Source organism: Pseudomonas sp. App30, from assembly GCF_047947025.1.
Taxonomy (GTDB): domain Bacteria; phylum Pseudomonadota; class Gammaproteobacteria; order Pseudomonadales; family Pseudomonadaceae; genus Aquipseudomonas.
Map to the genome: position 1 here is coordinate 668273 of NZ_CP133165.1, position 22201 is coordinate 690473.

Below are 22201 nucleotides of genomic sequence, written 5' to 3' on the forward strand. Positions count from 1 at the left end.
CCGGCGCTAGATTGAATGTAATTGCATTTGCAATCAAAATACCAGGAGGCGTGATGAGCGAGCAATCGAGGTTTCTGGACAAGGACCCCCAGCAGACCCGTGAGTGGCTGGAGTCGATGGAGTCGGTGCTGGACGTGGAGGGCCGCCCACGTGCCCATTACCTGATCGACCAACTGCTGGATTTCGACGTGGCGCGCCACGGCGACTTTCATGGCCGGGTGGCCACTCCCTACGTCAACACCATCGCCCCCGACCGCGAGCGGCCCTACCCCGGCGACCTGGGCATCGAAAAGCGCCTTAACGCGCTGATCCGCTGGAACGCGCTGACCATGGTGCTGCGCGCCGGCAAGCACTCGGGGGTGGGCGGCCACATTGCCAGCTACGCCTCGGCCGCGGTGCTGTACGACGTGGGCTTCGACCATTTTTTCCGCGGCCGCACCGCCACGTTCGCCGGCGACCTGGTGTACATCCAGGGCCACTCCTCGCCCGGTATCTACGGCCGCGCCTTCCTGGAGGGCCGCCTCAGCGAGGCGCAGCTGGACAACTTCCGCCGCGAAAGCGACCGCGATGGCATCAGCTCCTACCCCCACCCACGGCTGATGCCCGACTTCTGGCAATTCCCCACGGTGTCCATGGGCCTGGGGCCGATCACCGCCGCCTACCAGGCGCGCTTCATGCGTTACCTGGAAAACCGCGCGCTCAGCCAGCACCAGGGCCGCAAGGTGTGGGCCTTCCTGGGCGACGGCGAGATGGACCAGCCCGAGTCGCTGGCGGCCATTTCCCTGGCCGGCCGCGAGAAGCTCGACAACCTGATCTTCGTCGTCAACTGCAACCTGCAACGCCTGGACGGCCCGGTGCGCGGCAACGCCAAGGTGATTCAGGAGTTCGAAAGCCTGTACCGCGCCGCTGGCTGGAACGTGATCAAGGTGATCTGGGGCAGCGGCTGGGACCGCCTGCTGGACAAGGACCGCAGCGGCCTGCTGCGCCAGCGCATGATGGAGTGCGTGGACGGCGACTACCAGAACTACAAATCGCAGAACGGCGCCTACGTGCGCGAGCATTTCTTCGGCAAGTACCCCGAGCTGCTGGCGCTGGTGGCGGACATGTCCGACGACGAGATCTGGAAGCTGTCGCGCGGTGGCCACGACCCGCAGAAGGTCTACAACGCCTACGCCGCGGCCATGCGCCACACGGGCGCGCCCACGGTGGTCCTGGCCAAGACCGTCAAGGGCTTCGGCATGGGCGAGGCCGGCGAAGGGCAGAACATCAACCACCAGCAGAAGAAAATGGGCCTGGAAGCGCTGAAGGCGTTCCGCGACCGCTTCCAGCTCAGCCTGTCGGATGAACAGGTGGCGGCGCTGCCCTACCTCAAGCCCGAGCCCGACAGCCAGGAAGCCCGTTACCTGCAGGCGCGCCGCAGCGAGCTGGGCGGCCACGTGCCCGCCCGCCACGCCCAGGTCGAACCGCTGCCGATACCGCCGCTGGCCAGTTTCGGCGCGCAGCTCAAGGGCACCGGCGAACGGGAAATCTCCACCACCATGGCCTTCGTGCGCCTGCTCGGCACCCTGCTCAAGGACCCGCAGGTGGGCCCGCGCGTGGTGCCCATCGTGCCCGACGAGTCACGCACCTTCGGCATGGAGAGCCTGTTCCGCCAGATCGGCATTCACTCCCACGTGGGCCAGTTGTACACGCCCCAGGACGCCGGGCAGCTGAGTTATTACAAGGAGAGCAAGGACGGCCAGATCATGCAGGAGGGCCTCAACGAGTCCGGCGCCATGTCGTCATGGATCGCCGCCAGCACCGCCTACGCCAACCACGGCGTGGCCACCCTGCCCTTCTACATCTACTACTCGATGTTCGGCTTCCAGCGCATCGGCGACCTGGCCTGGGCCGCCGGTGACGCCCGCGCCCGCGGCTTCCTGCTGGGCGCCACCTCGGGGCGCACCACGCTGATGGGCGAAGGCCTGCAGCACGACGACGGCCACAGCCACGTGCTGGCCGCCACCATTCCTTGCTGCGTGGCCTACGACCCTACCTATGCCTACGAGCTGGCGGTGATCATCCACGCCGGCATGCGCCGCATGTTCGTCGACCACGAGGACGTGTACTACTACATCACCCTGCTCAACGAAAACTACGCCCACCCCGACCTGCCCGAGGGCGCGGAGGACGGCATTCTCAAGGGCCTGTACAACCTGTCCAGCACCCCGCCCGCCACCGGCACGCCCCATGTGCAACTGATGGGTTGCGGCGCCATCCTGCGCGAGGTGCTGGCGGCCGGCGAGATATTGGCCCGCGACTACGGCGTGGCCAGCGACGTGTGGAGCGCCACCAGCCTCACCGAGCTGCGCCGCGAGGGCCAGGCGGTGGAACGCTGGAACCTGCTGCACCCTGAAGCCGCGCCGCGCAGCTGCCACGTGCAGGCCTGCCTGGCGGGCCGGCAAGGGCCGGTGGTGGTGGCCACTGACTACATGAAGATCTTCGCCGACCAGATCCGCCCCTTCGTCGACGGGCGTCGGTTCGTGGCGCTCGGCACCGATGGCTTCGGCCAGTCGGACACTCGCGAGGCGTTGCGCCGGCACTTCGAGGTGGACCGCCAGTTCGTGGTGCTGGCGGCGTTGAAGGCGTTGGCGGATGAGGGAATGGTGGCGCGCGCAGTGGTGGCGCAGGCGCTGGCGGCCTTGCAGATCGATCCCGAGAAGACCGACCCGGCCAGCGTTTGAATGCGGCAGTTGCTACAACACCCTGTAGCCGCTGCCGAAGGCTGCGCTGGCCCACCTCCACACTGAAGATCTTCAGTGTACCCAAGGGCCAGCGCAGCCTGACGGCAGCGGCTACGGGTATTCCTGTGCCGCTAAGGGCTTGCTGGATCAGAAATCGACGGTCGCCGACAACTTCACCACCCGCGGCTCGCCCTGGGTCAGGTAGCCGCCCTGGGCCGAGGCCCAGTAGTCCTTGTTGAACACGTTTTCCATCGTGGCCCGCAGGGTCACGTCACGCTCGTCCACCTTGAAGCCGTACCGCGCGCCGGCGTCGAAGCGGTTCCAGGTCGGCAGGCTGATGGTGTTCGCCGCGTCGGCGTACTGGCCGCCGGTGCGCAGCATGCGCCCGTTCAGCGACACGCCTTCCAGGCCCGGCACGTCCCAGTCGATGCCGGCGTTGAGCTGGAAGGTCGGCACGCCGATGGCGCGGTTGCCGTCGTTGGTGCCGTTCTGAGTGTCCTCGACACGGGTCTTCATCACCGTCACGCCGCCCAGGATGCGCAAGCCCTGCACCGGCTCGCCGAAGGCATTGAACTCCACGCCCTTGTTGATCTGGGTGCCGTCCTGCACGTACAGCAAGGCGCTGTTGGTGTAGCCGGCGGTAGGCTCCTCGATGCGGTACACGCCCAGGGTGGCGCCGTAGGTGCCCATGTCCACCTTGACGCCCGCCTCCACCTGCTTGGTGCGGCCGGGCGCGAAGGTCTGGCCACGGTTGCTGGCGGTATCTGGCGCGGTGTCGCCCGCAGCCAGGCCCTCAATGCGGTTGGCATAGAACGACACGTGCTCCCACGGCTTGATCACCAGGCCGAACACCGGGGTGGTAATTTCCTTGTCGTAGTTGGCGTCGCGCGCGCCGCTGTTGTAGTCGTAGCCCTCGACCACCAGCTGCTGGCGACGCAGCCCGGCGGTGACCAGCACGCGGTCGTCGAGCAAGCCGACGGTGTCGGAGGCGGCCAGGCTGCGGTTGAAGGTCTTGCCGGTGATGCCCGGGTCGCTGAGGTCGCCGCCGGGGTAGTCGTAGGAAGGCTTGGCGGTGGCCACCGGGTGGTAGATGTTCGAGGCTTCGCCGCTCAGGTCGAAATCGTAGGCGCTGCGTTGCTGGGCCCAGATATCGGCCATGCCGAGGTTCAGGCGGTGGCTGACTGCGCCGGTCTGGAACGTGCCGTTCAGGCCCGCCGAGAAGCTGGTGTTGTCTTCGTCGTGGGGAATGGTGGAACCGGTGACGTTGGCGTCGCCGACGTTGTCGGTCAGGGTCACCGAGGAATAGCGGCCGTTCTCGCGGGTGTGTTTGTAGCCACCGGCGGCGTAGGCGGTCCAGTTGTCGTTGAGGTCGTACTCGCCGCGCAGCATGCCGTAGGTGTCTTCCAGCGTGGTATTGGCCCACTTGGCGTTGGCGTTGCTGGTGGACGATGGCGCCTTGGGGGCCTTGGTGGCACTGCCCAGGAACACTGAGTTGCGGCCGCCGTCGATGGCTTCCTTCTGGTAGCCGAAGTCGGCGGACAGGCGCAGTTTGTCGCCGCGGTAGTCCAGGCCTGCGGTGAACACCTGCTCGCTCTGGCTTTCGTGATCGACGCCGGTGTTGCCGCTGCGCTGGGCCAGGTTCACGCGGGCGCCGAACTGGTTGTCCTCGCCAAAGCGCTGGCCCAGGTCCAGGTGCTCGCCCACGCGGCCGTTGTCGCTGATGTCGGTGGTCAGGCGGCGCAGCGGGGTGTCGTCGGCACGCTTGGGCTGCAGGTTCACCGAACCACCCAGGCCGGTGCCGGTGGGGGTGATGCCGTTGGTGAAGGCGCTGGGGCCACGGAACACTTCCACGCGCTCGATGCCGTCGGTGGAAATGATCTGCCGCGGCAGCATGCCGTACAGGCCGTTGAAGGAGATGTCATCGGTGGCCAGCGGCAGGCCGCGGATCATGAACACCTGGGACTGGTTGCCATAGCCCGAGGCCTGGCGCACGGAGGAGTCGTTGAGCAGCACGTCGCCGATGTTCTCGGCCTGCTGGTTCTCGATCAGCTCCGAGGTGTAGGCGGTGCTGGTGAACGGCGTGTCCATGATGTCCTGGTTGCCCAGCACGCCCATCTGCGCGCCCCGTGCCACCTGGCCGCCGGCGTACACCGGGGGCAGCGAAGGCGCGGCAGTCAGCGACTGCGCAGCGATGTTGACGTCGCTCAACTGCAGGGTGCCATCACCCTGCTTGGCGGTCGCATCCTGCGAGTTGGTGACGGTAGCCGCCTGCGCCGTCATGGCCAACGAGCACAGCAGTGCGAGCATCGTGGGCCGGAACGGGACGCCTTGGCAAACAGGTGGGAGCATGATCAGTCCTGCGGAGGGGAATGGTGACGAGCGCGGGGCAGAGCCTCGGGTGCGCTGAATAGAGGCAATGTGCCTCATACATTAATGATATTACTTATCAATTAGATATGCATCTCGTTTGCGGGTGATATTTGGTCACAGATGCGTTACACAGTTGGCTCACCGGGGGTTACAAAGTAGCCCGGCGCAGCGCTGGACTCCTGAAGCGGGCGGCGGATAATGGACCGCTCACAAGGAGTTATTCCGGGGAACCCTTACGATGAGCGCGGTATCACGAGACGTATTCGACGCGAAAATCGAGGCCATCGAGGCGCGCATGGACGCCCGCGTCAATGCCTCCATTGCCAAGGCCGACGCCACCCATGCCCGGTTCGACAATTTCCTGCTGCTGCAGGCCGAGCGCGACCAGCGCTATTACGAAGGCCAGGCAATTCGCGACAAGCAACTGGAAGCCCTGACCGGCGAGGTGCGCGACATGGCCGTGGAAATGCGCACCGGCTTCAGCTCGCTGCGCACCACCATCCTGGTGACCGCCGTCACCGCAGCCATTGCGATCGTGCTGGGGGTCGCCTCGTTCAACGCCTCACTGACCTCCAACATGCTGGCCGCTTTCCAACTGGGAAAATCGGTCCACCCCATGCCTCCGCTCCCGCTTCTGTCGGCCCCGGCTACAGTGGCCCCTGCCCCACAACCTGCTGACTGATCAGTCATTTCCAAGCCACCAAGTCGCCTTTTCGGCTCAACCCCTTATAAACAAAGGCCCCCGCCAACAACCATGTAGTGCCAGTAAAAAATCACTACAAAAGGTGTTGACGCCCTGCACGGCGCCTTGCATAGTGAAGCCGTCTCCCCGATCGGGAGCCAAGGCAAAGGGTGTCAAAGCCTGGCGACAAGCCGTCGTCCGGTTGCGTGATGTGTACTGCCCACAAGGCAGATTGATGAAAAGCTGACCGGCAGGTCGCCCGTATGGGGCACCAGGCCGGCGAGACGATCTCAAGATGCTTGTGGCTGACTGCAGTACTGTCGTCCGTGATCTTCCTGATTCGTCGCGCCTTCCTCCCTGCTGTAGCCACTTTCCATCAACGCTACACACATCAACCCCGCGCCATCTGCAACCGGCTTGTTTGCCTTGCAGCACCGTGGAGTGGCCGATTGGGGGCCATGTTTGAACTCAACACAGACAATAGAAATAACAGTCGAGGGGACTTACATCATGAACTTGAACAATCAACCGACCATTGAAGAACTGGCTCAATTGTTCGCATCGCGCAAAGACACGCTGGACAGCCACATCCTGTGGGTCTGCGCATCGGGCGAAGTTCATATCGACGCAATGGCGCGCCATGCCGGTGAAGCCGAATTCGAACAGAGCAAGCCAAGCATGCGCGCCCGCCTGCGCACCTACCGCCGCGGCCAGGGCTACACCGGCCGCAAGGCAGCGGCCGACCGCGAGTTCCTGGGGCGCGTGCTGCACACCCTTGAGGCCCAATGGCCCGAGGCGCGGCAAGCGGCGCAGGTCCAGGTGATCGACCGCTACTGTTAAGCAGGACACCGCCCTGTAGCCGCTGCCGCCAGGCTGCGCTGGGCCTTGAGTACACTGGAGATCTCCAGCGTGGTTCGAGGCCAGCGCAGCCTGCGGCAGCGGCTACGGTGATTATTCGCCAGGCGGCGTCACGGCTTTACGCCTGCCACCCCTGCTGCCGCTCGCGGCGCAGCGCCTGCCACTCGCCATACCCCCACACCCCGGTGGCCAGCAGCGCACCCACCACCGCCAGGCCCCAGTGATGGCGTTCGCACACACTGCACAGCACCTGCAACGTCAGCAAGAAGATCCCCGCGCCTAGAAAGGGCCGCGCCCCCCGGGGCGATTCTGGCTTGTCCTGTTCTCTCATCCGTGTGATTCCCTTTGTTCTTGTGTTCAGGATTTTCCACACGTTAACCACGCGCCCGGCGTTCGTCCAGCAGCCGAAGGTCGAAACAGGTGCAGCCACGCCACCTTTTGAGGCACGATGCACACCACCCGTACAATAAAACCAACAAGACTGTGCACAGTGAACACTTACCACCAGCACCTCTGCCCTGCTTTGCGCAGTGGCCCGCAACTTGCTCCGCCCAGGCCCATCTCTTCACTGCCTGCCTGCGGAGCACAACAATGAGCGCAACCGATTTCCCCTTGAGCGAAGCCCCGCCCCAGGGGCGCAAGGGCCTGCTGTCCCTCGCCATGGTGCTGTTCAGCTTCACCTTCTTCACCGGCACCATGTTCGCCGGCGGCAAGCTGGGGATGGCCTTCGGCGTCAGCGACATGCTGTGGATCGCCTTCATCGGCAACAGCCTGCTGGCGATCTACGCCGCGGCCCTGGCGTTGATCGCCGCGCGCAGCGGGCTGAACACCGTGCTGATGGGGCGCTTCTGCTTTGGCGAGGCCGGCAGCCGTCTTTCCGATGTGCTGCTGGGCTTCGCCGAGCTGGGCTGGTACGCCTGGGGCACCGCCACGGTGGCCATCGTGCTGGTGAAACTGCTGGGCCTGAGCCAGGGGCTGACCACGCCGCTGATGGTGCTGTTCGGCTTCGGCTTCTGCCTCACGGCGCTGGTGGGCTACAAGGGCCTGGACGTGCTGTCGCGGCTGTCGGTGCCGCTGATGTTCATTCTGCTGGTGGTGTCGATGGTCATTGCCACGCGCACCATCGGCGGCTGGCAGGGCCTGAGCGCGGTGCTGCCGCAGCAAGCCATGAGCGTGTCGGCTGCCATCACCATGGTCTTCGGCACCTTCGCCAGCGGCGCCACCCAGGCCACCAACTGGACGCGCCTGGCGCGCAGCGGGCGCATTGCGGTGGTCGCCAGCGTGCTCAGCTTCCTGGTGGGCAACGGCCTGATGATCGTTGCCGGAGCCTGGTGCGCCATCGTCTACCAGCAGGCCGACATCGTCGAGGTGATGATGCTGCAAGGCCTGTCGTTCGCCGCCGTGGTGATGCTGTGCCTGAACCTGTGGACCATCCAGGGCCCGACCATCTACAACGTCGCCGCCGCCAGCTGCCACCTGCTGCGCAGCGAACGCCGGCGCACCATGACCCTGGTGGCCGCCGCCGTCGGCGTGGTGCTGGCAATCGGGGGCATGTATGAGCTGCTGATCCCCTTCCTGATTCTGCTGGGCTCGATTATCCCGCCCATTGGCGGGGTGATCATGGCCGACTTCTGGTGCCGCCACCGTGGCCGCTACCCGCGGCTGGCGGACGCCCGCCTGCCGCGCTATAACCTGGCTGGGCTGGGCGCCTACGCCGTGGGGGCGGTAGCTGCATACGCATCACCCTGGATCGCGCCGTTGGTGGGCATTGCCGCTTCGGCCGGCTGCTACTGGCTGCTGTTGCAACTGGGCGGCCAGCGCCGCCCCTACCTGCAGGAGGAAACGTGAGCCTTACCGTTGAACAGATTCTGGCGCTGCCGGGCCTGGAGGCCATGGCCCTGCGCGCCGGCGCCCGCCAGTGCCACCGCAGCGTGCGCTGGTCGTACGTGGCCGAGAACGAAGGCATCGCCGACTGGGTGATGGGCGGCGAGCTGGTATTCGTCACCGGCATCAACCTGCCCCGCGATGAGGCCAACCTGCTGCGCCTGGTGCGCGAGGGCGAGCGCTGCGCCATCGCCGGGCTGGTGATTCTCACCGGCGAGGCGTTCATCCGCCGCATTCCGGCGTCGGTGGTGGCACTGGCCGAGGCGCTGGGGGTGCCACTGATCGAACAGCCGTACGCGCTGAAGATGGTCATCGTCACGCACTTGATCGGCACCTCGCTGGTGCAGATGGCCCAGGTGCGCCGCTCGCGCCACGACATCCTCGGCCAGCTGCTGAGCGGCGACTACCCGGGCCTTGCCATCGTGCGCCAGCGCGCCGCCCACCTGCAGGTGCCCCTGGACGGCCCACGGCGGGTGCTGGTGATGCGCCTGTCGAACCAGGCCGCGGTGTTCGCCCACAGCCCGCCGCCCGAGGCCGAGCGCCAGTTGCAGCACTGCCGCCAGGCGCTGGAAGACCAGCTGGAGGCCTGGAACAACGCGCACCCGCTGCCGTTGCCGGTGGTCAGCCAGGGTGACTTGCTGGTGCTGCTGTTGGCCGGCGACCTCGACCCGCGCAGCCAGCTGGCGCCCCTGTACCGCGACCTGCTGGGCATGAGCGCGCCCATGACACTGTTCATGGGCCTGTCCACCGTGGTCCACGACCCCGGCCAGTACCGCCAGGCCCTGGGCGAAGCGCGCCAGGCGCTGGAAGTGGCCGAGCAGCTGCGCCCCGCCCACGGCTTCTGCGACTTCAACGAACTGGGGGTGCTGCGCCTGCTGCAGGCCATCCCCGACCGGCGCATCATCGACACCTTCGTGCGCCAGACCCTGGGCCCGCTGCAAGAGCCCGGGCGCAAGCAACCGCAGACCCTGCTGCACACCCTGGACGCGCTGTTGCAGGAAAACGGCAACGCCCTCAAGGCCGCCTTACGCCTGGGCATCCACCGCAACACCCTGAACCAACGGCTGCAACGCATCGAACAGCTCAGCGAGCAGTCGCTCGACGATCCCCTTTTCCGCATGAACGCTTCGGTCGCGCTGCTGGTATGGCGCATGGCCGAGGCCCAGCTACAGGACCGCCCATGAACATCATCAATGCCACCCTGCGCAAACGCCAGGGCCTGTTTACCGTGACCTGCGACGGCGCGCGCATCAGCGCCATCAGCGCACAACCCGCCCTGCGCGCCGCCAGCGGCGACGACATCGACGCCCGCGGCCAGCTGCTGATCGCGCCGCTGGTGGAGCCGCACATTCACCTCGACGCCACCCTCACCGCCGGCGAGCCGGAATGGAACATGAGCGGCACCCTGTTCGAAGGCATCGAGCGCTGGGGCCAACGCAAGGCCACCATCACCCACGAAGACACCAAGCAGCGCGCCCACACCACCATCCGCATGCTCGCCGAGCACGGCATCCAGCACGTGCGCACCCACATCGACGTCACCGACCCTACCTTGGGCGCACTCAAAGCCATGCTCGAAGTGCGCGAAGAAGCCCGCCACCTGATCGACCTGCAGATCGTCGCCTTCCCCCAGGAAGGCATCGAGTCGTTCGCCAACGGCCGCGCGCTGATGGAGCAGGCCATCGAGATGGGCGCCGACGTGGTCGGCGGCATCCCGCACTTCGAGAACACCCGCGACCAGGGCGTCAGCTCGATCAAGTTCCTCATGGACCTGGCCGAGCGCACCGGCTGCCTGGTGGACGTGCACTGCGACGAGACCGACGACCCGCACTCGCGCTTCCTCGAAGTGCTGGCCGAAGAAGCCCGGGTGCGCGGCATGGGCAGCCGTGTCACCGCCAGCCACACCACAGCCATGGGTTCCTACGACAACGCCTACTGCTCCAAGCTGTTCCGCCTGCTCAAGCTGTCGGGCCTCAACTTCGTCTCCTGCCCCACCGAAAGCATCCACCTGCAGGGCCGCTTCGACACCTTCCCCAAGCGCCGCGGCGTCACGCGCGTGGCCGAACTGGACCGCGCCGGCCTCAACGTGTGCTTCGGCCAGGACTCGATCAAGGACCCCTGGTACCCGCTGGGCAACGGCAACATCCTGCGCGTGCTGGATGCCGGCCTGCACATCTGCCACATGATGGGCTTCGAGGACCTGGCCCGCAGCCTGGACCTGGTGACCGACAACAGCGCCCGCGCCATGCACCTGGGCGAGCGCTACGGCATCGAGGTGGGGCGCCCGGCGAACCTGGTCATCCTGGACGCGGAAAGTGATTACGAGGCAGTGCGGCGCCAGGCCAAGGCGCGGGTGTCGATTCGCGCAGGCAAAGTGTTGATGACACGGGTGCCCGAACGCGTCGAGTTCAATGTTGCCTGACCGACCACGACGCCGCTGACGCGGCCTTGCTTGTTGTGGGAGCTGGCTTGCCAGCGAGCTGTTGAAGCCCGAAAAGCTCGCTGGCAAGCCAGCTCCCACCGAAGACGGTTGTGTATTCCCAGTTTCATCTGGTAGCGATGAAAATTGGTGTTACAAAAGGTTTCCCCGAAGGCAGAATGAAACACGGACTCACCTGTTCGTACGTCGTTCGGCAACACAAGGAACCCCACAGTGCCCGACAACCGCCCCACGCCCGCCACCTGGATCGCCCTGCTGGTGGCCGTCACCTTCTTCATGGAGAACCTCGACGCCACGGTGATCAGCACCGCCCTGCCGCAGATTGCCCAGCAATTCGGCAAGGCCCCCGTGGACCTCAACATCGGCATCAGCGCCTACCTGCTGGCAGTGGCGATCTTCATTCCGCTGTCAGGCTGGGTGGCCGACCGTTTCGGCACGCGCCGGGTGTTTTCCTGCGCCATCAGCCTGTTCACCCTGGCCTCGCTGTGGTGCGGCCTGAGCCAGAGCCTGGAAAGCTTCGTCGCGGCCCGCGTGCTGCAAGGCATCGGCGGCGCGATGATGGTGCCGGTGGGGCGCCTGGCGGTGCTGCGCACCACCGAGAAGAAGGACCTGGTGAAGATGATCGCGGTCATCACCTGGCCCGGCCTGGTGGCGCCGATTCTTGGCCCGCCGCTGGGCGGGCTGATCGTCACCCACGCCTCCTGGCCATGGATTTTCTTCGTCAACCTGCCCCTGGGCGCGATCGCCCTGGGCTGCGCGCTGTGGCTGGTGCCCAAGGGCCACGCTGAAAACACCCGGCCGTTCGACAGCGTCGGCTTCCTGCTGCTGGCCGGTGCCTGCGCGGCGTTGATGCTGGGCCTGGAATGGCTGGGCGGTGCCGAGCACGTGGGCACCGGCCTCGGCCTGCTGGTGGCCGGTGCGGTGCTGGCGGTGCTGGCCATCCGCCATTGCCGCCGTCACCCCTCGCCGCTGCTGCCCCTGGGGCCGGTGGCCATCGACACCTTCCGCGTCAGCATCTTCGGCGGCTCGCTGTTCCGCGTGGCCATCAGCGCCCTGCCGTTCCTGCTGCCGCTGCTGTTCCAGGTGGGCTTCGGCTTCTCCCCGGTGTACGCCGGCAGCCTGGTGCTGGCGGTGTTCGCCGGCAACCTGGCGATGAAACCCTTCACCACCGCCACCATGCGCCGCTTCGGCTTCCGCCGGGTGCTGCTGGTCAACGGCCTGATCGGCGTGGCGTCGATCGCTGCCTGCGCGCTGTTCAGCGCCAGCACGCCGTGGCCATTGGTGGTGCTGGTGCTGTTCATTGGTGGCCTGTCGCGCTCGATGCAGTTCACCTGCTACAACTCCATCGGCTTTGCCGACGTGCCCAAGGACCGCATGAGCGAGGCCTCCACCCTGTTCAGCATGTTCTTCCAGCTGGGCATGGGCGTCGGCGTGGCTGCCGCGGCGCTGTTGCTGCGCCTGTCCATGAGCGTCCAGGGCCACGCCGCCCAGGCCCAGCCCAGCGACTTCCGCGTGGCCTTCCTGGGCATCGCGGTGCTGGGCCTGATTGCCCTGGTGGACGCCATCAAGCTGCCGCGCCAGGCCGGCGCGCAGGTGCTGCAGGGCTGACAGTTAACGCGGCATGATGCGCAATTCGAGGTACTGCAGCAGCATGATGGTCTTGCCGTCGACGATCTGGCCATTGCTGACCATGGCCAGCGCTTCGTCGAAGCCCAGCTCCAGCACCTCGATGTCCTCGCCCTCGGCTTCCAGGCCGCCGCCGGCGTGCACGCGGTCGCCGTCCTCGTATTCGCCGATGAAGAAGTGAATGCGCTCGGTCACCGCGCCGGGGCTCATGAAGGCCTCGAAGATCTTCTCGATGGCCTTGACCCGGTAGCCGGTCTCCTCCTCCACTTCCAGGCGAATGCGTTCCTCGGGGCTGGCGTTGTCCAGCAGCCCGGCGGCAGTCTCGATCAGGAAGCCGTCGTGGCCATTGAGGAAGGTGGGCAGGCGGAACTGGCGGATCAGCACCACGGTGCGCTTGGCCAGGTTGTACAGCAGGATGGTGGCGCCGTTGCCGCGGTCGTACACCTCGCGGGTCTGGGTCTGCCAGCTGCCGTCGCGGCGGCGCAGGTCGAAGGTGTATTTGTTCAGCAGGTACCAGTTGTCAGAGAGCAGTACCTTGCCGGTAATGCGAATGGGGCTGTCGGCCATGGAAAATCCTTGAGGGTAAAACGCCAAGGGCGCAGGGTTACCCGCCGGCCTTGCCGGCGTCAAGCACCGGCGCCAGCGGGCACACCGCCTGGGCCCGCGCGCTCAGGGCCTGGCGCAGGCCCTGCAACTGGGCAATGCGTTCATCGATGGCCGCCAGCTTCTGCGCGAACACCGCCGCCAGCCGCTCGGCCGGCTCGTCGCTGGCCTGCCACAGCGCCGGCAGGTTCTCACCCACCTCGGCCAGGCTGAAACCCAGCTGCTGGGCGGTGCGAATGTACTGCACCAGCTGCACCGTGTCCGGGTGATAGTGGCGGTACCCGTTGGCGCTGCGGGTGCAATGGATCAGCCCGCGCTCCTCGTAGAAGCGCAGCGCGTCACAGCTCACCCCGGCCAGCGCGGCCACCTGCCCTATTTTCATCCTGCCCCCTTGACCCTGGACCAAGCACCAGGGTTTAGCCTGGCGATCCTATCACTAAGGAAGCCTGTCACAATGGATACCCCCCGCTATTTGCGCCTGGTGCGCACCAGTGCCTGGTACGACCTGTTCGCCACGGCGGCGTTCATGACGCCCTGGAGCATGCACTGGCTGTTCGGCCAGCTGGCCGGTCTATCGACAACCTTGGGCCTGGGTGCGCCGCAGCCGCTCACCGACCCTGCGCACATGCTGCTGGCCAACCTGCTGGGCAGCGTGGTGATTGTCTGGGCGCTGCTGCGCCTGCGGCACACCCGGCCCGAACACGGGCTGTACGACGCCGCGGCGCGGGGGTTGTTCGCGTTGTGGCAGGTGGTGGCGGTGCTCAGCGGCGCCAGCCCGATCATCCTCGCCTTCACGCTGATGGAGCTCACCTTCGGGGCTTTGCAATTGTCGCCTAATCGCGACCAAGGTCGGCTCCTACCACGGACGATGTAGGAGCCGACCTTGGTCGCGATGCAGACGACGCGGTGTTTGTCAGGAAGACAGTGGCTGGGTGGCATTCAAGTCACTTTCCTCATCCGCCAGCGCCTGCGGCAACGACGCCCGCAAATGCTCCACCCAGGTTCGAATCTTCGCGTCCAGGAACAGCCGCGACGGGTAGATGGCGTACAGGTTCAGGCGCTGCAGGCGGTAGCCGGGCAGCACCCGCACCAGCTCGCCGCTGCGCAGGCCGTCGATGGCCGAGTAGCTGGGCAGCACGCCGATGCCCATGCCGCTGCGGATGGCCACGCGCATGGCGTCGATGGCGTTGACCTGGAACGGCGTGGCGCGCAGCGAGGCCACTTCCGGGCCGTCGGGGCCTTCAAACTGCCAGCGGTTGTCCGGGTAGGCAACGCTGCTCATCAGCAGGCAGTCGTGCTCTTCCAGCTCGGCCGGGGTGCGCGGCCCGCCGCCGCGGCGTTCCAGGTAGCGTGGCGCGGCGCACAGCACGCTGTAGATGGTGCCCAGGCGCTGGGAGATGTAGCCCGAGTCGGGCAGCTGTGCGGCCAGCACGATGGAGACATCGAACCCATCCTCGATCAGGTCGGGCACGCGGTTGCTCAGGTGCAGGTCGAAGCTTACCTCGGGGTAGCGCTCGCGGTAGTCGGCCATGGCCTCGATCACGTAGTGCATGCCGATGCCCGCCATGGCGTGCACCTTGAGGCTGCCGGCGGCGTAGTCCTGGGTAGCTTCGGCCTCGGCTTCGGCTTCGGCCACCGACGCCAGGATGCTCTCGCAGCGGTGGTAGTAGCGCTTGCCTGCCTCGGTCATGGCGATGCGCCGGGTGGTGCGGTTCAGCAGCCGGGTGCGCAGGTGGCTTTCCAGGTTCGACACCGCGCGCGACAGGTTGGCGGTGGTGGTGTTCATCTGCTCGGCGGCCAGGGTGAAGCTGCCGGTTTGCGCCACGCAGACGAAGGCGCGCATGTATTGGAGGATGTTCATCTGACGTTTCCCCGAGTGACCGGGTGATTATAAAATTAATTACAACAAACAATCATGTGTTGTTGCGTTTATTGCATCAGCCGCCAGCCGGTAAAATCCTCCCCATCCATAATCAACGGGCACATCAGGGGAACGACCAGCGGTGAATACACGCATGACCAGACACGCCTTACCCCTGATGTTACTCACATTAACGTTAACAATCAGTGGTTGCATCAGCACCCACGGCATCGGCCCGACTAGCCAGCCCATGGCCGCCAACCAGTTGCAGCTCGACGCCGCCATTGCCCAGGCCCGCAACGACGCCCACTGGCCCGACAGCCGCTGGTGGATGGCCTACGGCGACGCCCAGCTCAACCGCTGGATCGACGACGCCCAGCGCAATAGCCCAACCCTGGCTGAAGCCGCCGCGCGGGTGCGCCAGGCCAAGGCCATGGCCGGGGTGACCGCCGCCAATGAGGCGCCGCAGGTCAACGGCAAGGCCTCGATCACCCGCCACAAATGGCCCACCGACAACTTCTACGGCCCCGGCGAGCTGGCCGATGTCACCGACTTCGACAACAGCGCCGCCCTGGGCCTGAGCTATTCCCTGGACCTGTGGGGCCGCGAGCAGAGCGCCACTGAACAGGCCCTGGACAGCGCCCACGCCGCGGCCGCCCAGGGGCGCGCCGCGCAGCTGGAGCTGCAGGGCAACATCGTCCGCGCCTATATCCAGCTGTCGGAACAGTACGCCCAACGCGACATTCTCCAGGCCCTGCTCAAGCAACAGCAGCAGGTGCTGGACCTGGCCCAGAAGCGTTTTGACCACGGTATCGGCACCCAGCTGGAGGTTAGCCAGGCGCAGACCTCGCTGCCCGAAACCCTGCGCCAGATCGACAGCCTGGATGAAAGCATTGCCCTGAGCGGCAACCAGCTGGCCGCCCTGGCCGGCAAGGGCCCGGGCGCTGCGCAGAGCCTGCAACGCCCTACCCTGGCCCTGGGCGCCGCGCTGGCCCTGCCAGCCCGCCTGCCCGCGCAACTGCTGGGCCAGCGCCCGGACGTGGTCGCCAGCCGCTGGCGCGTCAACGCCCAGGCACGCGGCATCGAAGTGGCGCGCGCCGGGTTCTATCCTGACGTGGACCTGGCGGCCAGCCTCGGCTTCAGCGCCACCGGCGGTGGCGTGCTGGAGTTCCTCAACGCCAGCAAGCAGACCTGGACCGTGGGCCCGGCCCTGAGCCTGCCGATCTTCGACGGCGGCCGCCTGCGCGCCCAGCTGGGCGCCGCCTCGGCCGGCTACGACCTGGCCGTCGCCCAGTACAACCAGACCCTGGTGCAGGCGCTGAAGGACATCAGCGACCAGCTGATCCGCCGCCACTCCATGGACCAGCAATTCACCCTGGCCAGCCAGGGCGTGGCCAACGCCCAGCGCAGCTATGACATTGCGCGCATCGCCTTCCAGCGCGGCCTGACCGGCTACCTGGAGGTGCTCAACGCCCAGACCCAGCTGTTCCGCGAACAGCAGACCCTGCAGCAGGTGCAGGCCGCACGCCTGCAAACCCAGGCCTCGCTGGTGATTGCCCTGGGCGGCGGTGTGCGCGCCGGCAATGACAGCCCCGATCCAGCCCGCGCCACCCCGGCCAAGCCCGGCCTGGCGCTGCTGCGCGGCGAGCAGCAACCATGAGCCTGGGCAACGACTGGCGCGCCGCCCTGCGCGCCTGGGCCGAACGTGACGGCGTGACCTGGATCTACCTGTTCAAGCTGCTCACTGCCACCTTCCTCACCTATTGGCTGGCCTTGCGCCTGGAGCTGCCGCAACCGACCACGGCACTGGCCACGGTGTTCATCGTCATGCAGCCGCAAAGCGGCCAGGTCATTGCCAAGAGCGCCTGGCGCTTGCTGGGCACCTTGCTGGGCGCGGTGGTGGTGGTCACCCTGATCGCCCTGTTCGGCCAGCACAGCGACCTGTTCCTGGGCTGCCTGGCACTGTGGGTGGGGCTGTGCTGCGGGCTGTCGGCGCGCTACCGCAACTTCCAGGCCTATGCCTTCGTGCTCACCGGCTACACCGCCGCCATCGTCGGCGTGCCGGCCCTCAGCCACCCCGAAGGCGTGTACCTGTCGGCGGTGTGGCGGGCCATCGAGATCGGCCTGGCGGTGATCTGCAGCGGCGTGGTCTCGGCGGTGATCTTCCCGCAGAACAGCCGCACGGCGCTGCGCGCCACCATCGGCAAGCGCCTGGGGCTGTTCGCCGCCTTTGCCGCCGACAGCCTGCAAGGCCGCCTGGCCGAGGGCGCCTTCGCCCAGCACAACCGCCGCCTGGTGGCCGAGGCCGTGGGCCTGGAGCACCTGCGTAGCGTGACCGTGTTCGAAGACCCGCTGACGCACATGCGCAGCGGCCGCCTGAGCCGCCTCAACAGCGAATTCATGCAGTGCACCACGCGCTTCAACGCCCTGCACCAGCAGCTGCAGCGCCTGCGCCACGAAGCGCCAGGGGCATGGGAGGACCTGCAACCGGCGCTGGCCGGGCTGGTGGCGCTGCTGGAAGACTACCGCAACCAGCCGCTGGACAGCGCCGGCGCCGCGCCCCTGGCCGAGCGCCTGCAGCGCCTGCACGCCGACACCGCCGTGCGCCTCCGGCACCTGCCGGCCACCGCCTGCCAGCAAGACCTGGACACCGCCGGCGAGCTGCTGTTGGGGCTGATCGACGAACTGCACGACTACGCCCAGACCCACGCCTCGCTCGCCAGCCACCGCCACCCGCGCGAACGATGGGCCGCCGGCTACACGCCGCGCACCAACCTGTGGCTGTGCGCCGCCTCGGGCGTGCGCGGTTTCCTGACCGTGGCCCTGGCCGCCAGCTTCTGGCTCGCCACCGCCTGGCCCAGCGGCATCAGCCTGATGATCTCGGCGGCCGCCGGCATCAGCCTCACCGCCAGCACCCCGAACCCGTGGCGCGCAGGCGTGCAGATGGGCCTGGGCGTGGTGCTCAGCAGCCTGTTCGGCTTCATCGAATACTTCCTGCTGTACCCGCACATCGACGGTTTTCCCCTGCTGTGCTTCGTGCTGGCCCCGGCGCTGCTGTTCGGCGGTTTCCTGACCACGCGCATGTCCACCATGGGCATCGGCCTGGGCTTCCTGATCACCTTCGCTACCGGCGCCATCCCGGCGAACCTGACGGTCTATAACCCCAGCGGTTTCCTCAACGACTGCATCGCCAACATCATCGCCTTCGGCCTGTGCGCCATCGCCGGCGCGGTGATTTTGCCCAGCAACGCGCCCTGGGCCTGGCGCCACCTGCAACGCGACCTGCGCCGCCAGGTCGGCTTCGCCGCCCATGGCAGCCTGAAGCACCTGCGCCAGCGTTTCGACAGCCGCAGCCGCGACGTGCTGCAGCACGCCACCTCGCTGTCGGCGGCACGCCCGGCGGTGCAGGACGAACTGCTGCAATGGGCGCTGAGCGTGCAGGACGTGGGCCACGCCCTGGTGCGCCTGCGCGAGCTGGGCCAGGCGCCCGCGGCGGTCAGCACGGCCCTGGCACGGCTGTTCGACCGCCCCGGCGCGGCCCAGCGCGAACAGGCGCTGCTGGCCCTGGACGAGGCGCTGGCGGCACAACCGGCGCAGCCCCAGGCAGCGTACCTGCACTTTATCCGCAGCGCCCTGCTCAACCCCCGCTCGCCGCTGGCCAGCGCCTGACCCGGACCTGACCGACCATGCCCCGCGAACTGTTTTTCCTCGAACTGTACCTGCCGACCCTGTTGCTGGTGCTCGGCGCCAGCGCCCTGCTGGCCTGGCTGCTGGACCGCGCGCTGATCGCGCTGAACCTGTACCGCTTCTTCTGGCACGCCCCGCTGGTGCGCCTGAGCCTGTTCATCTGCCTGTTCAGCGCCCTGGCGCTGACCATCTACCGTTGAGACGCCAACCATGAAAAAACTCTTCAGCGTAGTGGCGACCCTGCTGGTGGTGGCCGTGGCCGCCCAGCTGGGTTCGACCCTGTGGAACCACTACATGGCCCAGCCCTGGACCCGTGACGGCCGCGTGCGCGCCGACATCATCAACGTCGCCCCGGACGTCAGCGGCGTGGTGGTGGAGGTGCCGGTGCACGACAACCAGCTGGTGAAAAAGGGCGACGTGCTGATGCGCATCGACCCGGCCCACTACCAGGTGGCCGTGGACCAGGCCAAGGCCCTGGTGGCCTCGCGCAAGGCCACCTGGCAGATGCGCGAAGTCAACGCCAAGCGCCGCGCCGACATGGACAACCTGGTGGTGTCCAAGGAAAGCCGCGAAGACGCCGGCAACACCGCCAGCGCCGCCCAGGCCGACTACCAGCAGGCCGTGGCCGCGCTGGACGCCGCGCAGCTGAACCTGGCCCGCACCCAGGTGGTGGCCAGCGTCGACGGCTACGTCACCAACCTCAACGTGCACCCGGGCGACTACGCCAAGGTGGGCGAGGCGAAGATGGCCGTGGTCGACCGCCATTCGTTCTGGGTGTACGGTTATTTCGAGGAATCGAAGCTGCCCAACGTAAAAGTGGGCGACAAGGCACAGTTGCAGATGATGAGCGGCGAAGTGCTCAAGGGCCACGTCGAAAGCATCTCGCGCGGCATCTACGACCGCGACAACCCCGAGAGCCGCGAGCTGGTGGCCGATGTGAACCCGACGTTCAACTGGGTGCGCCTGGCCCAGCGCGTGCCGGTGCGTATTCAGTTGGATGACGTGCCGCAGGACATGGTGCTGGCGGCGGGTACTACCTGCACAGTGGTCATCAGCCCCGGTGCTTGAACCGCGGCGCGGCCGGACGCAGCCTTCGGCAGCTGCTACAAGACAGTTGCTGCTACGCGATGTAGCCGCTGCCGAAGGCTGCGCTGGCCCTGGTCCACGCTGAAGATCGGCGGCGTACGCCCGGGCCAGCGCAGCCTGGCGGCAGCGGCTACGCCATTCGCGGCGTCACCTTTTCCAACTGCGGCAGCTACCACGATGTAGCCGCTGCCGAAGGCTGCGCTGGCCCTGAGCCACGCTGAAGATCGGCGGCGTACGCCCCGGCCAGCGCAGCCTGGCGGCAGCGGCTACGCCATTCGCGGCGTCACCTTTTCCAACTGCGGCAGCTACCACGCGATGTCCTGATCCACGCTGAAGATCTGCGGCGTACACCCGGGCCAGCGCAGCCTGGCGGCAGCGACTACGCCATTCGCGGCGTCCCCTTTTCCAACTGCGGCAGCTACACCCGATGTAGCCGCTGCCGAAGGCTGCGCTGGCCCTGGTCCACGCTGAAGATCTGCGGCGTACGCCCGGGCCAGCGCAGCCTGGCGGCAGCGGCCACGCCATTCGCGGCGTCCGCTTTTCCAACTGCGGCAGCTACCACGCGATGTAGCCGCTGCCGAAGGCTGCGCTGGCCCTGAGCCACGCTGAAGATCTGCGGCGTACGCCCGGGCCAGCGCAGCCTGGCGGCAGCGGCCACGCCATTCGCGGCGTCACCTTTTCCAACTGCGGCAGCTACCACGCGATGTAGCCGCTGCCGAAGGCTGCGCTGGCCCTGAGCCACGCTGAAGATCGGCGGCGTACGCCCGGGCCAGCGCAGCCTGGCGGCAGCGGCTACACCATTCGCGGCGTCACCTTTTCCAACTGCGGCCGCTACCACGCGATGTAGCCGCTGCCGAAGGCTGCGCTGGCCCTGATCCACGCTGAAGATCTGCGGCGTACGCCCGGGCCAGCGCAGCCTGGCGGCAGCGGCCACGCCATTCGCGGCGTCCCCTTTTCAGAAGCGCCCGCCATCACCAAAATCGATAGCAAGCTTACGAAATCCCCGTCCCAGAGCCTTGGGGGCACTCTAATATCATTGTGAATGATATATACCTTCGCCCCATTCGATTCGTCGATAACCCGCCCAAGCGAACACACTCCGCCCATTCTCAATACAGTGGTGGACGTGCCCCATGGAACAGTCAATCAAACATCTACGCTTCCCTCTGGCCGCCCTCGCGGTCGTGGTGATGAGTGCTTGCGGGCGTGCCCCCGAAGTGGCCCAGGCGCCAGCGGCGCCGAAAGTCACCGTGGCCAAGGTGCTGGAGCAGCCCATCAACGAGTGGGACGAGTTCACCGGGCGCCTGGAGGCGCCGCAAACCGTTGAAGTGCGCCCACGGGTGTCCGGGCAGATCGACCAGGTAGCCTTCACCGAAGGCGCCCTGGTGAAGAAAGGCGACCTGCTGTTCCAGATCGACCCACGTCCCTTCGAAGCCGAAGTACGCCGCCTGGAAGCGCAACTGCAACAGGCCCGCGCCACCGCCACCCGTACCGAAAGCGAATCCCAGCGCGGCGAGCGCCTGCGCGCCAGCAACGCCATCTCCACCGAGCTTGCCGAAACCCGCACCAGCACCGCCCAGGAATCGCGCGCCGCCGTGGCCGCCATCCAGGCCCAGCTGGACCTGGCCCGCCTGAACCTGAGCTTCACCCGCGTCACCGCGCCCATCAGCGGCCGCGTCAGCCGCGCCGAGATCACCGCCGGCAACATCGTCACCGCCGACGTCACGCCGCTGACCAGCCTGGTGTCCACCGACAAGGTGTACGCCTACTTCGACGCCGACGAGCGCGTGTACCTCAAGTACAGCCAGCTGGCGCGCAAGGGCGAGCGCGGCGCCACCACCCCGGTGTACCTGGGCCTGTCCAACGAGGACGGCAACCCGCACCTGGGCCAGATGGACTTCGTCGACAACCAGGTCAACCCCAAGACCGGCACCATCCGCGGCCGCGCCGTGTTCGACAACAGCGACGGCAGCTACACCCCCGGCCTGTACGCCCGCCTGAAACTGGTGGGCAGTGCCACCTACGAGGCCGTGCTGATCAAGGACGAGGCCGTGGCCAGCGACCTGGGCAAGAAGTACGTGCTGGTGGTGGACAAGGACCACAAGGCCGCCTACCGCACCGTGGAGCTGGGGCCGAAACTCGAAGGCCTGCGCATCGTCCGTTCGGGCCTGGCCAAGGACGACACCATCGTCATCAACGGCCTGCAGCGCGTGCACCCCGGCGCCCAGGTCGACCCGCAGGACGCGCCCATGGCCAGCCCCGCCACCCTCGCCGCCCTGGCCGAGCAACTGCGGGCGCTGCAAGCCAGCAACAAGCCCGCCGCCGCTGCCAGCGTGAACCTGGCCAGCGCCGCCACGCCACGCGGCTAACAGGAACAGACC

At 67.0% G+C, this 22201-nt stretch carries 18 protein-coding genes; 13 read left to right on the plus strand and 5 right to left on the minus strand.

Annotated elements, in window-relative coordinates:
- The first annotated feature begins 53 nt into the window (after positions 1 to 53).
- Positions 54 to 2723: a pyruvate dehydrogenase (acetyl-transferring), homodimeric type gene (gene aceE / locus RAM80_RS02925; RefSeq protein ID WP_416424735.1), complete on the plus strand. Its 2670-nt coding sequence runs from the start codon at positions 54 to 56 to the stop codon at positions 2721 to 2723.
- 147 nt (positions 2724 to 2870) lie between these two features.
- Here aceE and RAM80_RS02930 read toward each other — a convergent pair whose 3' ends face one another.
- Positions 2871 to 5072: a TonB-dependent receptor gene (locus RAM80_RS02930; protein WP_416424736.1), complete on the minus strand. Its 2202-nt coding sequence runs from the start codon at positions 5070 to 5072 to the stop codon at positions 2871 to 2873.
- A 259-nt stretch (positions 5073 to 5331) separates the two neighbouring features.
- Between RAM80_RS02930 and RAM80_RS02935 the strand changes: the two genes are divergently transcribed.
- Together RAM80_RS02935 and RAM80_RS02940 are read left to right on the plus strand one after the other, a co-directional pair.
- Positions 5332 to 5775 (plus strand): hypothetical protein, encoded by a 444-nt coding sequence (locus RAM80_RS02935; RefSeq protein WP_416424737.1) that lies wholly within the window; start codon positions 5332 to 5334, stop codon positions 5773 to 5775.
- 510 nt (positions 5776 to 6285) lie between these two features.
- The gene (locus tag RAM80_RS02940; RefSeq protein ID WP_416424738.1) at positions 6286 to 6615 is read left to right on the plus strand and encodes a hypothetical protein; all 330 of its coding nucleotides are present in this window, start codon (positions 6286 to 6288) and stop codon (positions 6613 to 6615) included.
- Between the two features lie 136 nt (positions 6616 to 6751).
- Here the strand turns inward: RAM80_RS02940 and RAM80_RS02945 are convergent, their stop codons facing one another.
- Positions 6752 to 6964 (minus strand): hypothetical protein, encoded by a 213-nt coding sequence (locus RAM80_RS02945; RefSeq protein WP_416424739.1) that lies wholly within the window; start codon positions 6962 to 6964, stop codon positions 6752 to 6754.
- 260 nt (positions 6965 to 7224) lie between these two features.
- Here RAM80_RS02945 and codB point away from each other — a divergent pair, with 260 nt between their 5' ends.
- The 4 genes from codB to RAM80_RS02965 all read left to right on the plus strand — a co-directional run bounded on the left by codB (position 7225) and on the right by RAM80_RS02965 (position 12565).
- Positions 7225 to 8481 carry a cytosine permease gene (gene codB, locus RAM80_RS02950; RefSeq protein WP_416424740.1) on the plus strand — a complete coding sequence of 419 codons (1257 nt, stop codon included), beginning with the start codon at positions 7225 to 7227 and terminating at the stop codon, positions 8479 to 8481.
- Positions 8478 to 9701, plus strand: a complete 1224-nt coding sequence (locus RAM80_RS02955) for a PucR family transcriptional regulator (RefSeq protein ID WP_416424741.1) — start codon at positions 8478 to 8480, stop codon at positions 9699 to 9701. The genes codB and RAM80_RS02955 overlap by 4 nt, the downstream gene beginning before the upstream one ends.
- Positions 9698 to 10939: a cytosine deaminase gene (gene codA, locus RAM80_RS02960; protein WP_416424742.1), complete on the plus strand. Its 1242-nt coding sequence runs from the start codon at positions 9698 to 9700 to the stop codon at positions 10937 to 10939. The genes RAM80_RS02955 and codA overlap by 4 nt, the downstream gene beginning before the upstream one ends.
- Before the next feature lie 231 nt (positions 10940 to 11170).
- Complete coding sequence (locus tag RAM80_RS02965; protein ID WP_416424743.1) at positions 11171 to 12565, plus strand: MFS transporter; 1395 nt, start codon at positions 11171 to 11173, stop codon at positions 12563 to 12565.
- A gap of 3 nt (positions 12566 to 12568) precedes the next feature.
- Here the strand turns inward: RAM80_RS02965 and nudK are convergent, their stop codons facing one another.
- Positions 12569 to 13150 (minus strand): GDP-mannose pyrophosphatase NudK, encoded by a 582-nt coding sequence (gene nudK, locus RAM80_RS02970; RefSeq protein ID WP_416424744.1) that lies wholly within the window; start codon positions 13148 to 13150, stop codon positions 12569 to 12571.
- A gap of 37 nt (positions 13151 to 13187) precedes the next feature.
- A complete protein-coding gene (locus RAM80_RS02975) occupies positions 13188 to 13568 on the minus strand; it encodes a MerR family transcriptional regulator (RefSeq protein ID WP_416424745.1) in 381 nt (126 codons plus the stop codon).
- Between the two features lie 72 nt (positions 13569 to 13640).
- Here RAM80_RS02975 and RAM80_RS02980 point away from each other — a divergent pair, with 72 nt between their 5' ends.
- On the plus strand, positions 13641 to 14060 hold the full coding sequence (locus RAM80_RS02980) for a hypothetical protein (protein WP_416424746.1): 420 nt from the start codon (positions 13641 to 13643) through the stop codon (positions 14058 to 14060).
- Positions 14061 to 14099: 39 nt separating this feature from the next.
- Here RAM80_RS02980 and RAM80_RS02985 read toward each other — a convergent pair whose 3' ends face one another.
- Positions 14100 to 15047 (minus strand): LysR family transcriptional regulator, encoded by a 948-nt coding sequence (locus RAM80_RS02985; RefSeq protein WP_416424747.1) that lies wholly within the window; start codon positions 15045 to 15047, stop codon positions 14100 to 14102.
- A 178-nt stretch (positions 15048 to 15225) separates the two neighbouring features.
- Here RAM80_RS02985 and RAM80_RS02990 point away from each other — a divergent pair, with 178 nt between their 5' ends.
- The 5 genes from RAM80_RS02990 (at position 15226) to mexE (ending at position 22189) form a co-directional block, all read left to right on the plus strand.
- Positions 15226 to 16707, plus strand: a complete 1482-nt coding sequence (locus RAM80_RS02990) for an efflux transporter outer membrane subunit (RefSeq protein WP_416424748.1) — start codon at positions 15226 to 15228, stop codon at positions 16705 to 16707.
- Complete coding sequence (locus RAM80_RS02995; RefSeq protein WP_416424749.1) at positions 16704 to 18716, plus strand: FUSC family protein; 2013 nt, start codon at positions 16704 to 16706, stop codon at positions 18714 to 18716. The genes RAM80_RS02990 and RAM80_RS02995 overlap by 4 nt, the downstream gene beginning before the upstream one ends.
- Before the next feature lie 17 nt (positions 18717 to 18733).
- Positions 18734 to 18934 carry a DUF1656 domain-containing protein gene (locus tag RAM80_RS03000; protein WP_416424750.1) on the plus strand — a complete coding sequence of 67 codons (201 nt, stop codon included), beginning with the start codon at positions 18734 to 18736 and terminating at the stop codon, positions 18932 to 18934.
- A 10-nt stretch (positions 18935 to 18944) separates the two neighbouring features.
- Positions 18945 to 19802, plus strand: coding sequence for an efflux RND transporter periplasmic adaptor subunit (locus RAM80_RS03005; RefSeq protein ID WP_416424751.1), 858 nt, complete (start codon positions 18945 to 18947; stop codon positions 19800 to 19802).
- Between the two features lie 1151 nt (positions 19803 to 20953).
- Complete coding sequence (gene mexE / locus RAM80_RS03010; RefSeq protein ID WP_416424752.1) at positions 20954 to 22189, plus strand: multidrug efflux RND transporter periplasmic adaptor subunit MexE; 1236 nt, start codon at positions 20954 to 20956, stop codon at positions 22187 to 22189.
- The last annotated feature ends 12 nt before the right edge of the window (positions 22190 to 22201 follow it).

What these genes read in the sequence shown, in the direction of transcription:
- aceE (WP_416424735.1), top strand. Translation starts at nt 54, where the DNA reads ATGAGCGAGCAATCGAGGTTTCTGGACAAGGACCCCCAGCAGACCCGT.
- RAM80_RS02930 (WP_416424736.1), bottom strand. Translation starts at nt 5,072, where the DNA reads ATGCTCCCACCTGTTTGCCAAGGCGTCCCGTTCCGGCCCACGATGCTC.
- RAM80_RS02935 (WP_416424737.1), top strand. Translation starts at nt 5,332, where the DNA reads ATGAGCGCGGTATCACGAGACGTATTCGACGCGAAAATCGAGGCCATC.
- RAM80_RS02940 (WP_416424738.1), top strand. Translation starts at nt 6,286, where the DNA reads ATGAACTTGAACAATCAACCGACCATTGAAGAACTGGCTCAATTGTTC.
- RAM80_RS02945 (WP_416424739.1), bottom strand. Translation starts at nt 6,964, where the DNA reads ATGAGAGAACAGGACAAGCCAGAATCGCCCCGGGGGGCGCGGCCCTTT.
- codB (WP_416424740.1), top strand. Translation starts at nt 7,225, where the DNA reads ATGAGCGCAACCGATTTCCCCTTGAGCGAAGCCCCGCCCCAGGGGCGC.
- codA (WP_416424742.1), top strand. Translation starts at nt 9,698, where the DNA reads ATGAACATCATCAATGCCACCCTGCGCAAACGCCAGGGCCTGTTTACC.
- nudK (WP_416424744.1), bottom strand. Translation starts at nt 13,150, where the DNA reads ATGGCCGACAGCCCCATTCGCATTACCGGCAAGGTACTGCTCTCTGAC.
- RAM80_RS02975 (WP_416424745.1), bottom strand. Translation starts at nt 13,568, where the DNA reads ATGAAAATAGGGCAGGTGGCCGCGCTGGCCGGGGTGAGCTGTGACGCG.
- RAM80_RS02980 (WP_416424746.1), top strand. Translation starts at nt 13,641, where the DNA reads ATGGATACCCCCCGCTATTTGCGCCTGGTGCGCACCAGTGCCTGGTAC.
- RAM80_RS02985 (WP_416424747.1), bottom strand. Translation starts at nt 15,047, where the DNA reads ATGAACATCCTCCAATACATGCGCGCCTTCGTCTGCGTGGCGCAAACC.
- RAM80_RS02990 (WP_416424748.1), top strand. Translation starts at nt 15,226, where the DNA reads ATGTTACTCACATTAACGTTAACAATCAGTGGTTGCATCAGCACCCAC.
- RAM80_RS02995 (WP_416424749.1), top strand. Translation starts at nt 16,704, where the DNA reads ATGAGCCTGGGCAACGACTGGCGCGCCGCCCTGCGCGCCTGGGCCGAA.
- RAM80_RS03000 (WP_416424750.1), top strand. Translation starts at nt 18,734, where the DNA reads ATGCCCCGCGAACTGTTTTTCCTCGAACTGTACCTGCCGACCCTGTTG.
- RAM80_RS03005 (WP_416424751.1), top strand. Translation starts at nt 18,945, where the DNA reads ATGAAAAAACTCTTCAGCGTAGTGGCGACCCTGCTGGTGGTGGCCGTG.
- mexE (WP_416424752.1), top strand. Translation starts at nt 20,954, where the DNA reads ATGGAACAGTCAATCAAACATCTACGCTTCCCTCTGGCCGCCCTCGCG.